This is a genomic window from Thauera carbonicopians (assembly GCF_025699485.1).
GTDB lineage: Bacteria > Pseudomonadota > Gammaproteobacteria > Burkholderiales > Rhodocyclaceae > Thauera.
In genome coordinates this window covers 74121-87787 of the sequence record NZ_JANUXN010000012.1, presented here as the reverse complement: position 1 = coordinate 87787, position 13667 = coordinate 74121, and the positions used below count along the sequence as shown (strand labels likewise).

Sequence of the window (13667 nt, the reverse complement as noted above, 5' to 3'; positions counted from 1 at the left end):
ACGTCCATGAACAGGAACGCCCCGGAAGCGGATGAGATCCGCCCCCGGGGCGCATGCAGCGGAGGATTCGCTCAGAGCACGTAGCGCGCCAGGTCTTCCCGCTGAGCCAGCATGTCGAGCCGGCCGTCGACGTAGGCTGCATCGATCACGAGCTTGCCGAGCGTGGCCTTGCCGGCTTCGAAGGACAGCTCTTCGAGCAGCTTCTCCATCACCGTGTACAGGCGGCGGGCGCCGATGTTCTCGGTCTTTTCATTCACTTGGTAGGCGATTTCCGCCAGCCGGCGGATGCCGTCGGGCGTGAACGCCAGTTCGACGCCGTCGGTCGCCAGCAAGGCTTCGTACTGGCGCGTCAGGCAGGCGTCGGTGCTGGTGAGGATGCGCTCGAAATCGCCGACCGACAGCGATTCGAGTTCGACGCGGATCGGGAAGCGGCCCTGCAATTCCGGGATCAGGTCGCTCGGCTTCGACAGGTGGAAGGCGCCGCTGGCGATGAACAGGATGTGGTCGGTCTTGATCATGCCGTACTTGGTCGAGATCGTCGTGCCTTCGACCAGCGGCAGCAGGTCGCGCTGCACGCCCTGGCGCGACACGTCGGCGCCGTGGGCATCGCTGCGCGCGGCGATCTTGTCGACTTCGTCGAGGAAGACGATGCCGTTCTGCTCCACCGAGCGCACCGCTTCGAGCTTGACCTCTTCGTCGTTGATCATGCGCGCGGCTTCCTCGTCGGCGAGCAGCTTCAGCGCCTCGCGGATCTTCAGCTTGCGCTGCTTCTTCTTGCCGCCGCCCAGGTTCTGGAACATGCCCTGGATCTGCTGGGTCAGTTCCTCCATGCCCGGCGGCGCGAAGATCTCGGCCTGCATCGACGGCGCCGCCACTTCGATCTCGATCTCCTTGTCGTCGAGTTCGCCTTCGCGCAGCTTCTTGCGGAATTTCTGCCGCGTCGCCGTATCCTGCGCCGGCTCGGGTTCGGCATTGAAGCCCATCGCCCGCGCCGGCGGCAGCAGGGCGTCGAGCACGCGGTCCTCGGCGGCGTCGAGGGCGCGGTCGCGCACCCGCTTCATCGCCCGCTCGCGGCCGTCCTTGATGGCGATTTCCATCAGGTCGCGGATGATGGTGTCCACGTCGCGGCCGACGTAGCCCACTTCGGTGAACTTGGTCGCCTCGATCTTGATGAAGGGTGCGTTCGCCAGGCGCGCCAGGCGGCGGGCGATCTCGGTCTTGCCGACGCCGGTGGGGCCGATCATCAGGATGTTCTTGGGCGTGATCTCGCTGCGCAGCGGCTCCTCCACCTGGGCGCGGCGCCAGCGGTTGCGCAGGGCGATGGCGACGGCCTTCTTGGCCTTGTCCTGGCCGACGATATGCTTGTCGAGTTCGGAGACGATCTCCGGCGGGGTCATCTGGGTCATGCGTTCGCTCTCAATCCAGCACTTCGATGGTGTGATGGTGATTGGTGTAGATGCACAGGTCGGCGGCGATGCCGAGCGCCTTGGAGACGACTTCGGCCGGTGCCAGTTCGGTATTCTCGATCAGCGCGCGCGCCGCCGACTGCGCATAGGCGCCGCCGCTGCCGATGGCGACGATGCCCTGCTCGGGCTCGAGCACGTCGCCGTTGCCGGTGATGATCAGCGAGTGGTCGCGGTCGGCAACCGCCAGCATCGCCTCCAGCCGCCGCAGCATGCGGTCGGTGCGCCAGTCCTTGGCCAGTTCGACCGCCGAGCGCAGCAGGTTGCCCTGGTGCTTGTCGAGCTTGGCTTCGAAGCGTTCGAACAGCGTGAAGGCATCGGCCGTGCCGCCGGCGAAGCCGGCCAGGATCTGGCCGTCGTACAGCGTGCGCACCTTGCGCGCCGAAGCCTTGATGACGATGTTGCCCAGCGTGACCTGGCCGTCGCCGCCGAGGGCGACGTGATTGCCGCGCCGCACCGACAGGATGGTTGTACCGCGATATTGTTCCATGACGATTCCCCGCCGGCTCGCGGCCGGCGTTGCTAGATAGATTTCAGTGGCGCAGCGTGATGTGTGCGACCTGGTCGACGCTCATGACGCGCAGCAGCGCCGCCACCATGGCATTGACGTTGAAAAGGGTCACGAGTTTACCCTGTGCCTTGACCGTGGCGAGAATGTTGAACAGCAGGCCCGCGCAGACGAAATCGACCCGGAGCAGCCCTGCGCAATCCACCTTCAATTCCTTGCGGTCCGCGGCGAGGCTGGCAAGCCGTTTCAGCGCTTCGTTCGAGGCCCCGCACAGTTCGCCGCACAAGCGGGGCACATCGCCCTCCAGAGCCGCATTGGTATCGGCCTCGGCGCGTTTCGGCACCGCCACCGCGATCCCTTTCCATGATGGCGGCGACTCCTCGAAGGTCACCGCGTAATCGATGGCGAGGTTCTCGAAGCGTTCCTGGTCGCCGGTGAATTGCAACAATTCGAGCAGCAACAGCCAGGTATCGCGCCCTTCTGCCTGGCCGACGATGGCCCGCCGCGCCAGATCCTCGATGAACGGTTCGACGCTCGACAGGCTGAGCTTGATCCGCTCGGCCAGCAGGGCCTCGAGCAGCCCCAGCAAGGCAGCACAGCCGGCGTCCGATACCTTGCGCAGCTTGCCGACATCGATGCGCACTGCCCCGCTGCGCTGCGCAACGACTGCGATCTGCTTCAACTGTGTTTCGCCCTGGCCGCTCAGGTCGCCGGACAGGCCGACCACCGGCATGCGCTCCCCGCTCGTACGCCCTCCCTTGGGCGACAGATCCACCCACGGCGGCGGCGAACGCTCGAAGCGCATGGCGTAGTCGAGCACGCGCGCCTCGAAGCGCTCGCGCTGGCCGGTCAGGCGATACAGATCCAGCAGCATCATCCACAGCCCCTCGCCCGTCGTCGCCTTCGGATCGTCGAGCGTCGCCGTCAGCACCTGCTCGGCCTCGGCCACGCTGCCGTTGGCGTAGAGGATCGCCGCCTCTTCGAACACCGCACCGATGCCGGTCCCGACCTCCTGGACCTCGACCCCGCCCGCGGCCACGGAGAAGCCGCGCTCGGCTCCGGTGCCGCTGAAATCGAGTTCGGACAGCACGGTCGGTGGCGGACGCCCGGTTTCGCCGAGATCCTCGGCCAGCCCGGTCTGCCGCTCACCGCCCGGCCGTTTCCGGCCGAAAAAGGAAAGTGCCACGCTGTGCTTCGTCCCAAGTATTGACCACGGGCTCCAGGAGCCCTTTCGGAGGATAGCATTTCCCGCAATCCGCCTGCGGAAACCGGCCCGCGTGCGGCCATTCGCAGGGATTACGTTTTGTAAATGTCCCCATCTTCACGCGCCACTGGACGGCCCCACAGGCTCGGATAGAATGCTGCGATGCAACCAGAAATTGCCGCTGCCTCGCCACCGCAGGATTGCCTGCCGCAGGATCGCCTGCCACGGGGCCTGCCGTCCACGGCGGCTTCGTTCGCCCTGCCGGTCCGCGTCTATTACGAGGACACCGACGCCGGCGGCGTCGTCTACTACGCCAACTACCTGCGCTTCTGCGAACGCGCACGCACCGAGTGGCTGCGCGCGCTCGGCGTCGAGCAGCAGGCGCTGCTGGATTCGGCGGGCATCGCCTTCGTCGTGCGCTCGGTCAAGGCGGACTATCTGCAGCCCGCCCGCCTCGACGACGTCCTGCAGGTCGTCAGCCGCATCGCCACCCTGCGCCGCGCCAGCCTGGTGTTCGACCAGGAAATCCGGCGCGGCGGGCAACTTCTGTTCACCGCCCAAGTCCTAATCGCCTGCATCGACCAGCGCCGGCAGAAGCCGGTGCAGATTCCGGCCCCGCTGTACGCCAATCTCCATGCCCACTTCGAAAGCCTAGCATGACCGTCACCCACGACCTCTCCATCCTCAGCCTCATCAGCCAGGCCAGCGTCCTCGTCCAGCTCGTCATGGCCTTGCTCGCGACATTGTCGCTGGTGTCCTGGTACTGGATCTTCCGCAAATGGTTCCAGATTCGCGCCGCCCGCAACGAGACCGACGAGTTCGAGCGCGACTTCTGGAGCGGCGGCGATCTCAACACCTTGTTCGACGCCGCCACCCGCAACGAAAACGGCGGCATGGAGCGCATCTTCGAATCGGGCTACCGCGAATACACCAAGCTGCGGGCCAAGGGCCACGACCATCCGGCCATCCTCGACGGCGCGCGGCGCGCGATGCGCGCGACCTACCAGCGCGAGGTCGATGACCTCGAAGCCCACCTCGCCTTCCTCGCCTCGGTCGGCTCGGTGTCGCCCTACATCGGCCTGCTCGGCACCGTGTGGGGCATCATGAACTCCTTCCGCGGGCTGTCCAGCGTCGGCTCGGCCACGCTCGCCCAGGTCGCCCCCGGCATTGCCGAAGCGCTGGTGGCGACCGCGATCGGCCTGTTCGCGGCGATTCCGGCCGTCGTCGCCTACAACCGCTTCGCGCACGACATCGACCGCCTGGGCATCCGCTTCGAGAGCTTCATCGAGGAGTTTTCCAACATCCTGCAGCGCAACCTGCGCTGACGGACACGGAGGACCACCATGCGTCAACGCCGCCTGATGAACCAGATCAACGTCGTCCCCTACATCGACGTGATGCTGGTGCTGCTGGTGATCTTCATGGTCACGGCGCCGATGATCCAGCACGGCACCATCGAAGTGCCGTCGGCCGGCGCGGGCACGCCCCCGCCGCAGGCCGAAGCGCTCGTCATCGAAGTGGACGCCGAGGGCCAGCTCGCGCTACGCGCCAGCAGCAGCGGCAGTTCCCGCGCCCTGCGCAACGACCAGCTCCAGCCCGCGCTGCTGGAAGCGCTGGAGAAGAATCCCGAGCAGGCTTTCCTCGTCGCCGCCCACAACACGCTGAACTACCAGAAGGTGATCGACGTGCTCGAAGTCGCCCGCGGCGCCGGCGTGCGCCGGATCAGCCTGATCACCCAGAGCAGTGCGCCACAGAAATGAGGGATCGCGTCGTACCGCCCCGCAAGGCACCGGGCAAATGGCGGTCGCTCGGACTGACCGTCGCGGTCCATCTGGGCTTGTTCCTGTTCCTGTTCTTCGGCATCCGCTGGCAAAGCCCGCCGCCGGCCGGGCTCGAAGTCGGGCTCGTCAGCGCGCCCGAAATGGCCACGCCCGCACCGAAGCCGGCACCGAAGCCAGAACCGGCGCCGAAGCCCGAACCCAAGCCGGAACCGAAACCCGAGCCCAAACCGGAACCGCCGCCTCCCAAGCCCGAACCGAAACCGGAGCCGAAGCCCGAACCGCCCAAGCCGGCACCCGCGCCCGAGATCGCCACCAAGGCGCCGGAGAAAAAGCCGGAGCCACCGAAACCGGAACCGAAACCGGCCCCGAAACCCGAACCGAAGAAACCGGAACCCAAACCGGAGCCGAAGCCCGCACCGGAGCCCAAGCCTCAGCCGAAACCGGAGCCGAAACCTCCGGCCAAGCCTCAGCCCAAGCCTGCGCAGGACGACTACATGAAGGAATTGCTGGCAAAGGAAACGCAGGCCGCGCAGGACGCCCGGCTCGAAGGCATGCTGCGGCAGGAAGCCGCCCGCGCCGGCGCGCAGGGCGACATGGACAAGTACGTGAATGCGATCCGTACCAAGGTACGCGGCAAGCTGCTGCCGCCGCCGGGGCTATCGGGAAACCCCGAAGCGGTTTTCGAGGTCGATCAGACTCCGACCGGCGTCGTGCTCGCCGTGCGGCTCAAGCGCTCATCCGGCGTACCCGCGCTGGACCAGGCCATCGAGCGCGCGATCCTGGCCTCGGACCCCTTGCCCACGCCTTCGAACCCGGCTCTGTTCCAGCGCACGCTCGAACTCAGATTCCGTCCGCTGGCCGACAACTAAGCACGCTTTATCTACTTAATCCATCGATATAATCTGCGGCTGGAGCAGCCTCACATGACACGAACCCTGACCCTCTTCCGATTCTTGCTGGCCATCATGCTGGCCGGCTTCGCGCTGGGCGCGCGCGCGCAGCTTTCGATCGAGATCACCGGCGCCGGCGCCTCGCGCTTTCCGGTGATCATTCCGATCTTCGAGCACGAGGGCCAGTTGCCCAACAGCGTCACCGACGTGGTGCGCGCCGACCTCGATCGCAGCGGGCTGTTCAGCCTGGTCGACCTCGGTCCGCTGGCACTGCCGGAATCCGTCATGCCCGACCTGCCGGCGATGCGCGGCCGCGGCGCCGACGCGGTGCTGACCGGCAGCGTCATCGCCCAAGGCAGCGGCCGCTACGAAGTGCGCTTCCGCCTGTTCGACACCCAGACCCAGCTCGAACTCGGCGCCATGGCGCTGCCGATGACGGCGGCGCAGAACCGCCTCGTCGGCCACCGCATCGCCGACTTCGTCTACGAAAAGCTCACCGGCCAGCCCGGCTACTTCTCCACCCGCATCGCCTACGTGGTCAAGAGCGGCCCCAACTTCGAACTGCAGGTCGCCGACGCCGACGGCATGAACGCGGCCACCGCGCTGCGCTCGCGCGAACCCATCATCTCGCCCGCCTGGTCGCCGGACGGCCAGCGCCTGGCCTACGTCTCGTTCGAGCAGAAGAAGCCGATCATCTACGTGCACACGCTCGCCACCGGCCAGCGCCGCGTCGTCTCCAACTTCAAGGGCTCCAATTCCGCCCCCACCTGGTCGCCCGACGGCAGCCAGCTTGCGGTGGTGCTGACCAAGGACGGCCAGTCGCAGCTCTACGTGCTCAACGCCGACGGTTCGGGCGTGCGCCGCCTGGCCACGTCGTCCGGCATCGACACCGAGCCCTTCTGGGGCCGGGACAGCAACATCTACTTCACTTCCGATCGCGGCGGCAGTCCGCAGATCTACCGTATCTCCGCTGGCGGCGGCAGCGCCCAGCGGGTGACTTTCGACGGCAACTACAACGTCAGTCCGCGCCTGTCGGCGGACGGCAAGCTGCTTGCCTTCATCACCCGCAATGCCGGCCGCTTCCAGGTGGCCGTGCAGGACCTCGCCTCCCGCCAGACAACGATCCTCACCGATTCGGCACGCGACGAATCGCCCAGCTTCGCCCCCAACGGCCGCATGATCCTCTACGCCACCGAAAGCGGCGGGCGGGGCGTGCTGTCGGCGGTGTCGTCGGATGGGCGGATCAAGCAGCGCCTGACGGTGAAGGCCGCCGATGTCCGCGAACCCGCCTGGGGTCCGCAGCCACGGCAATAACAAAGCTGTAACAACCACTGCTGTCTCAAAACCAGACATACCGGAGCATCACACATGAAGAAGCTTGCAATCCCCGCCCTGCTGTCGCTGATCCTGGCCGCGTGCTCGAGCACCGGCCCCACCGACACTGCAGCCCAGGTCGAAGACCGCTCGGGCACCGGCGTCGCCACCGTCACCGCCGACAGCGCCGCCGGCTCGGGCATCGCCGCGCTGACCGATCCGAACAACATCCTGTCCAAGCGCAGCGTATTCTTCGACTTCGACAGCTACGTCATCCAGCCGGAAGCCAAGCCGCTGATCGAAGCCCACGCCCGCTTCCTGGTGCAGAATCCGCAGATGAAGATGCTGATCCAGGGCAACACCGACGAGCGCGGCAGCCGCGAATACAACCTCGCACTGGGCCAGAAGCGCGCCGACGTGGTCAAGCAGGCGCTGCTGCTGCTGGGCGCCCGCGAATCGCAGATCGAGTCCGTCAGCCTGGGCGAGGAAAAGCCGCGCTGCGACGCGCCCACCGAAGCGTGCTTCGCCGAGAACCGCCGCGGCGACATGCTCTACTCGGGCGAGTTCTGAGATGAAGCGCCTGCTGCCGCTGGCGGTGATCCTCGTCCTGTCATCGGCCGGAGCCGCGCAAGCGGCTTTGTTCGGTGACAACGAGGCCCGCCGGCAGATCACCGACATGCGCCAGGACATCGAGGGCCGGCTGGAAACCACCAGCCGCGGCCAGCTCGAACTCGCCAACCAGAACGAACAGCTGCGTGCCGAAGTCGCCCGCCTGCGCGGCCAGATCGAGCTGCTGGTCAACGAGGTGGAAACCCTCAAGCAGCGGCAGCGGGACTTCTACGTCGACCTCGACACCCGTCTGCGCCAGATCGAGACGGGCGGCGCAACGGCCGCTGCCGCCGGCGGCGACCCCGCGGCCGAATCCGCCGACTACGAAGCAGCGCTGAACCTGCTCAAGGAAGGCAAGCATCGCGAGGCGCTGACCGCCTTCGATGCCTTCGTCGCCAGGTACCCCGCGGGCAATTTCAGCGCCGGCGCCCATTTCTGGGCAGGCAATGCCGCGCTGCAGGCCAAGGACATCAACGCCGCCACCAAGCACTTCAATACCGTGCTGACCAAGTGGCCCAACGAGAACGTCGCCCCCGACGCCCTGCTCGGCCTGGCCAACAGCCAGCAGTCGATCGGCGACGCGGCCACGTCGCGCCGCACGCTGCAGACGCTGGTCGAACGCTATCCGCAGAGCAACGCCGCCCAGGTCGCCAGGCAGCGCCTCGGCCAGCGCTGAGGCCGGCGTGACGGTTAACGAAACAGCGACGGCGACGGCTGTCAAACTGCGCATCACCGAGATCTTCGCCTCGGTGCAGGGCGAATCGACCCGCGTCGGCCTGCCGACGGTGTTCGTGCGCCTCACCGGCTGTCCGCTGCGCTGTACCTGGTGCGACACCGCCTATGCCTTCACCGGCGGCGAGTCGCGCAGCCTCGACGACATCATGGACGAGGTCGCAAGCCACGGCCTCAAGCACGTCTGCGTCTCCGGCGGCGAACCGCTGTCGCAGAAGAACTGCCTGGCACTGATGCGCGCACTGTGCGACGCCGGCTACTCGGTGTCGCTCGAAACCAGCGGTGCGCTCGACATCGGCAAGGTCGATCCGCGCGTATCGCGCGTCGTCGACCTCAAGGCGCCCGGCTCCGGCGAAGTCGAGCGCAATCTGTACGCCAACATCGCCCTGCTCACGCCCGACGACGAAGTCAAGATCGTGCTGGCCGACGCAGCGGACTACGAATGGGCCAAGCGCCAGATCGCCGAGCACCGCATCGCCGAGCGCTGTACCGTGCTGCTGTCGCCGGTCGCGGGTTCGCTCGAGCCCGCGCAGTTGGCGGAATGGGTCGTGCGCGACCGCCTGCCGGTCCGTTTTCAACTGCAACTGCACAAAGTGCTGTGGAACGACGCCCGCGGCCGCTGAGCCGCAGCACCACAGATCGGAAGCTTTCCCGATGACTCAAGCCAAACGCGCCGTCGTCCTGCTGTCAGGCGGCCTCGACTCCGCAACCTGCCTCGCCATCGCCCACGACCAGGGCTTCGATGCCTATGCCCTGTCGGTCGCCTACGGCCAGCGCCACACCGCGGAGCTGACGGCCTCGCTGCGCGTCGCCCAGGCGCTGGGCGCCCGCGAGCATCGGCTCGCGCGCATCGACCTCGGCCAGTTCGGCGGCTCCGCGCTGACCGACCCGTCCATCGAGGTGCCCGAGGACATGCCCGCAGACGGCGAGAGCACCGGCATCCCCGTCACCTACGTGCCCGCCCGCAACACCGTGATGCTGTCGATCGCCATGGCCTGGGCCGAAGTCCTCGGCGCCAACGACATCTTCATCGGCGTCAATGCGGTGGACTATTCCGGCTACCCCGACTGCCGCCCGGCCTTCATCCAGGCTTTCGAGACGATGGCCAACCTGGCCACCCGGGCAGGCGTCGAAGGCGCCCGCCTGCGCATCCACGCGCCGCTGATCGATCTCAGCAAGGCCGACATCATCAGCCGCGGCACCGCGCTCGGCGTCGATTACGGCATCACCGTCACCTGCTACCAGGCCGACGATGCCGGCCGCGCCTGTGGCCGCTGCGAAGCCTGCCGCCTGCGCGCCGCAGGCTTCGCAGGCGCAGGCGTGGCGGACCCCACGCCCTACCAGTTGCGCAGCGCCTGAGCCGCCGGACGACGACCACTCATCGCCCCGGCAGCCTTCGGCTCAACGCTGCCGGGGTTTTCGCCTAGAATGGCCGGCCATCCCGTTGCCGGCTGCACCATGGAAGAAACGATCGTCTCCGCCTCCACCATCGCCTGGCTCGCTTTCGCCGTCAGCACGGTGTTCGGCCTCGTCGCCAATCGGACCAACTTCTGCACCATGGGTGCGGTGTCCGACATCATCAACATGGGCGACTGGAGCCGCATGCGCATGTGGGTCGTTGCCATCGCGGTCGCCATCCTCGGCACCGCCGCATTGCAACTGGCCGGACTCATCGACGTCACCCGCTCGATCTACACCGGCAGCAAACTGACCTGGCTGTCGCACGTCGTCGGCGGCCTCGCCTTCGGCGTCGGCATGACGCTGGCCTCGGGCTGCGGCAGCAAGACCCTGATCCGCATCGGCGGCGGCAATCTCAAGTCGCTGGTGGTCTTCGTCTTCCTCGCCATCAGTGCCTACATGACACTGCGCGGCCTGTTCGCGGTCTGGCGCGTCAACGTCCTCGATACCGTCGCCGCAGAGCTGCCACATACCCAGGACATTCCTGCCTTCATCGCTGCCGCCGGCATCGAGCCGGCCAGCGCACTGGCGATCGCCGCCGGCCTGATCGGCATCATCCTGCTGCTGTGGGCCATCGCCGACCGCGATGCGCGCACTGTCGACGTCTGGCTCGGCGGCGTGATCGTCGGTGCCACCGTGGTCGCCGGCTGGTACGTCTCCGGCCACATCGGCTACGTCGCCGAACACCCCGAAACCCTGGAAGAAGCCTTCATCGCCACCAACAGCGGCCGCGCCGAATCCCTCACCTTCGTCGGACCGCTGGCCTTCACGCTCGAACTGCTGATGTTCTGGAGCGACACCAGCCGCATCGTCACCTTCGGCATCGCCAGCGTGCTCGGCGTCATTACCGGCTCGGCCCTCTACGCCGTGCTGTCGAAGAGCTTCCGCCTCGAAGGCTTCCGCGACGCCCCCGACCTCGCCCGCCACATGATCGGCGGCATCCTGATGGGCTTCGGCGGCGTGACGGCGCTGGGCTGCACCATCGGCCAGGGTATCACCGGCCTGTCCACCCTGGCCGTCGGTTCCTTCATCACCACCGCCGCCATCATCACAGGCTGCGCCATCGCGATGAAGATCCAGTACTGGCTGCTGATGCGGGAAGCATGAGCCAGACCGGGAGACGGCGGTGCGTTGTTGACGTGGCTGCCCCCAGCTTCTAAAATTCTGCCTCTCTTTTGGGTCGTTAGCTCAGTTGGTAGAGCAGCGGACTTTTAATCCGTTGGTCGCAGGTTCGAATCCTGCACGGCCTACCAAATTCAAATGAAACGCCAATCCTGCCAAAGGATTGGCGTTTTGTTTTTTTCGCCTCCCCCCGCAGCACCGGCCCCCCCAAGCCCCGGCATGTATCCCGAATTGTCCAACCCGCATCGGGATACATGCCTCTGCAAATCCGTCCGCCCCGGAAAAATCCGGGATACATCCGCCTGTTCAAATGGCAGCACGGCCCGAACGGCGGGTCCCCGATCCGAGGAGCAGACACATGAAGACATGGACGAAGGCACTGGTCGCCACGGGCGTCATCGCAGTGCACGCGCTGGGTTTTGCGGCCACTATCCAACCCCGCAGCGAGGCTTTTCAGGAAGGGCTGCTCGTGATGCAGGCCGCCGAAACGGAATGGCTGCTGCCGGAAGTCGTCGTCACCGCCGACAGCGGGAGAACGCCGAAGGAGCGAGGCGACAGGCGTGCCGCCCGGCACGGCAGCGACTGCCGCTTCCATTGCGATGACGGCGGCGGTGCACACCGGACGCCCGCCCGCCGCACTTGATTACAACACCCCGATTGGACAGGCCACCAGAGAGGCAGGTATCATGCCCGCCACTGAAGATTGGCGAAGCCGCTTCCGTCCCCACAGCGCCGCTGTTGCCGTGGCCGCGGAAACATCGAGCCGATGACCGCCTCACCCGCCCATGGCCTGGATGACGCCGTGGCGCATGCGAGGGGCGGCCCTTCCCCTTCAATGACCTATCGTGTCGTCCGGTGAGCCCTTTGGCGGGTTCGCCCGGTTTTTCCGAGACACAAGCTGCGGCACCCGTGTGCCGCAGGCCGATGTGGTCTTCGCGCCCGACAAGCGTTCCGGACCGCTCTCACGCTGCGCGCCGGCTTGCATCCGACGCACGGCTCGCACCCGTTCGGAATGATGCGGGTGTGCAATCGCCCCAGCTTTGAAGCGGCCTGTCACTTTTGCGCAGGCCCGGCCGGTCCGCCCCTTGCGCCACACGCACAAGCCCCCGGCCCGATGCCCTTCCCCGGCGGAGGTGGGCAAATCGCCGCTGCGCGCCCGAGGCATGCGCTCCGGCACAATGACAAGGAGCCCGAACATGGCCAAGGAAGAACTCATCGAAATGCACGGATCCGTTACCGAAGTCCTGCCGGATGGACGCTACCGCGTCACCCTGGACAACGGCCACAACCTCATCGCCTACTCCGGCGGCAAGATGCGCAAGCACCACATCCGCATCATCGCCGGCGACAACGTCTCGCTCGAAATGTCGCCCTACGACCTGAGCAAGGGCCGCATCACTTTCCGCCACTTGCCGGGCCGTCCGGCCGGCACCGCGTCGGCCCCGCCGCCCCGCCGCCGCTGAGCATTCAGCCCTTCGAAGCCCCTGCCGGATCGGCAGGGGCTTTTTCGTTGACGCAGGCATCTGCTCGCAGCGAGCCTGTACCTGCATCGAACGACATGGGAACATCACCCTCGCTGCGGATGTCACCACAGGGCTGCACACGAATCACACCCTCACGGATGGAGATGAAGATGGATGCACACGACACCTCGACGACCGAGTTCGACAGCCTGCTGCCTGCCGCGCGGGTGGACCGCCGCGGCTTCGTCACGACGATCGCCGCCACCGGCTTCGCCCTTGCCGTGCTCCCGGTCCAGGCAAGCACGGTGATCAGCACCGATGCACGAGGCCTGGACGCCGGCACGAGCACCGTCCAGACCGCCGACGGCGAATTGCCGGTGTACTTCGCCCGTGTCGCCGGAAGCGACAAACTGCCGGTGGTGCTGGTGGTACAGGAAATCTTCGGCGTGCACGAGCACATCCGCGACGTCTGCCGCCGCCTGGCCAAGCAAGGCTACCTGGCCATCGCGCCGGAGCTGTTCTTCCGCCAGGGCGACCCATCCAAGCTCGAAAACGTCGCCGACATCCTGTCGTCCATCGTGCCCAAGGTGCCGGACGCCCAGGTCATGGCCGATCTCGACGCCTGCGCCGAGTGGGCCTCGAGCAAGGGCGGCGACGCGTCGCGGCTGGCGATCACGGGTTTCTGCTGGGGCGGCCGCATCACCTGGCTGTATGCCGCGCACAACCCGAAGCTCAAAGCCGGCGTCGCCTGGTATGGCCGGCTGGACGGCGCTCCTTCGGACAATCAACCTGCGCATCCGATCGACGTCGCCGCGCAGCTCCACGCGCCAGTGCTCGGCCTCTACGGCGGCCAGGACCAGGGCATCCCGCTCGACGACGTCGAAGCCATGCGCGCCGCCATCGATGCGGCCGGCAAGCCGAGCGAGATCATCGTCTATCCCGACGCGCCCCACGCCTTCCATGCCGACTATCGGCCGAGCTATCGCCAGACTGAAGCGCAAGACGGCTGGAAGCGCCTGCTGGAGTGGTTCTCGGCCAAGCTGTGATCGCCGGCGGGCGCCCCGGCCGCATGGATGGCCGGGGCGCCCGCCGTCACATGGCCGGCCTCGGCGCGCGCCACACC

16 protein-coding genes and 1 tRNA gene are annotated in these 13667 nt (G+C 66.9%); 14 read left to right on the top strand and 3 right to left on the bottom strand.

Translation table 11 applies throughout. The features are described 5' to 3' along the window. Window positions 1-71: 71 nt before the first annotated feature. Genes hslU through NX068_RS14875 form a run of 3 tightly spaced genes read right to left on the bottom strand, consistent with a single transcriptional unit; the run spans window position 72 to window position 3157 of the window. Complete coding sequence (hslU, locus tag NX068_RS14885) at window positions 72-1406, bottom strand: ATP-dependent protease ATPase subunit HslU (protein ID WP_263462040.1); 1335 nt, start codon at window positions 1404-1406, stop codon at window positions 72-74. A gap of 10 nt (window positions 1407-1416) precedes the next feature. Further along, window positions 1417-1953 (bottom strand): ATP-dependent protease subunit HslV, encoded by a 537-nt coding sequence (gene hslV / locus NX068_RS14880; protein WP_263462039.1) that lies wholly within the window; start codon window positions 1951-1953, stop codon window positions 1417-1419. Window positions 1954-1996: 43 nt separating this feature from the next. After that, window positions 1997-3157, bottom strand: a complete 1161-nt coding sequence (locus tag NX068_RS14875; protein ID WP_263462038.1) for an STAS domain-containing protein — start codon at window positions 3155-3157, stop codon at window positions 1997-1999. Between the two features lie 180 nt (window positions 3158-3337). Here NX068_RS14875 and ybgC point away from each other — a divergent pair, with 180 nt between their 5' ends. From ybgC to NX068_RS14805, 14 genes are all read left to right on the top strand, one after another. Continuing rightward, window positions 3338-3835: a tol-pal system-associated acyl-CoA thioesterase gene (ybgC, locus tag NX068_RS14870; RefSeq protein ID WP_263462037.1), complete on the top strand. Its 498-nt coding sequence runs from the start codon at window positions 3338-3340 to the stop codon at window positions 3833-3835. Then, complete coding sequence (gene tolQ, locus NX068_RS14865) at window positions 3832-4500, top strand: protein TolQ (protein ID WP_263462036.1); 669 nt, start codon at window positions 3832-3834, stop codon at window positions 4498-4500. The genes ybgC and tolQ overlap by 4 nt, the downstream gene beginning before the upstream one ends. A gap of 18 nt (window positions 4501-4518) precedes the next feature. Then, window positions 4519-4935 carry a protein TolR gene (gene tolR / locus NX068_RS14860; protein ID WP_263462035.1) on the top strand — a complete coding sequence of 139 codons (417 nt, stop codon included), beginning with the start codon at window positions 4519-4521 and terminating at the stop codon, window positions 4933-4935. Beyond that, window positions 4932-5825: an energy transducer TonB gene (locus NX068_RS14855; RefSeq protein ID WP_263462034.1), complete on the top strand. Its 894-nt coding sequence runs from the start codon at window positions 4932-4934 to the stop codon at window positions 5823-5825. Before tolR ends, NX068_RS14855 begins: the two co-directional genes overlap by 4 nt. Before the next feature lie 54 nt (window positions 5826-5879). Continuing rightward, window positions 5880-7160, top strand: coding sequence for a Tol-Pal system beta propeller repeat protein TolB (tolB, locus tag NX068_RS14850; RefSeq protein ID WP_263462033.1), 1281 nt, complete (start codon window positions 5880-5882; stop codon window positions 7158-7160). 54 nt (window positions 7161-7214) lie between these two features. Beyond that, the gene (gene pal, locus NX068_RS14845; RefSeq protein WP_263462032.1) at window positions 7215-7730 is read left to right on the top strand and encodes a peptidoglycan-associated lipoprotein Pal; all 516 of its coding nucleotides are present in this window, start codon (window positions 7215-7217) and stop codon (window positions 7728-7730) included. Window position 7731: 1 nt separating this feature from the next. Then, window positions 7732-8445, top strand: a complete 714-nt coding sequence (gene ybgF / locus NX068_RS14840) for a tol-pal system protein YbgF (protein WP_263462031.1) — start codon at window positions 7732-7734, stop codon at window positions 8443-8445. Window positions 8446-8452: 7 nt separating this feature from the next. Further along, window positions 8453-9124 carry a 7-carboxy-7-deazaguanine synthase QueE gene (queE, locus tag NX068_RS14835; RefSeq protein WP_263462030.1) on the top strand — a complete coding sequence of 224 codons (672 nt, stop codon included), beginning with the start codon at window positions 8453-8455 and terminating at the stop codon, window positions 9122-9124. Window positions 9125-9155: 31 nt separating this feature from the next. Then, complete coding sequence (queC, locus tag NX068_RS14830; RefSeq protein ID WP_263462029.1) at window positions 9156-9860, top strand: 7-cyano-7-deazaguanine synthase QueC; 705 nt, start codon at window positions 9156-9158, stop codon at window positions 9858-9860. Window positions 9861-9959: 99 nt separating this feature from the next. Continuing rightward, complete coding sequence (locus NX068_RS14825) at window positions 9960-11066, top strand: YeeE/YedE family protein (protein WP_263462028.1); 1107 nt, start codon at window positions 9960-9962, stop codon at window positions 11064-11066. Between the two features lie 70 nt (window positions 11067-11136). After that, window positions 11137-11212, top strand: a tRNA-Lys gene (locus tag NX068_RS14820). Window positions 11213-11439: 227 nt separating this feature from the next. After that, window positions 11440-11724 (top strand): hypothetical protein, encoded by a 285-nt coding sequence (locus NX068_RS14815; RefSeq protein ID WP_263462027.1) that lies wholly within the window; start codon window positions 11440-11442, stop codon window positions 11722-11724. A 553-nt stretch (window positions 11725-12277) separates the two neighbouring features. Continuing rightward, complete coding sequence (infA, locus tag NX068_RS14810) at window positions 12278-12544, top strand: translation initiation factor IF-1 (protein ID WP_068639481.1); 267 nt, start codon at window positions 12278-12280, stop codon at window positions 12542-12544. Window positions 12545-12714: 170 nt separating this feature from the next. After that, window positions 12715-13590 carry a dienelactone hydrolase family protein gene (locus NX068_RS14805; protein ID WP_263462026.1) on the top strand — a complete coding sequence of 292 codons (876 nt, stop codon included), beginning with the start codon at window positions 12715-12717 and terminating at the stop codon, window positions 13588-13590. Window positions 13591-13667 lie beyond the last annotated feature (77 nt).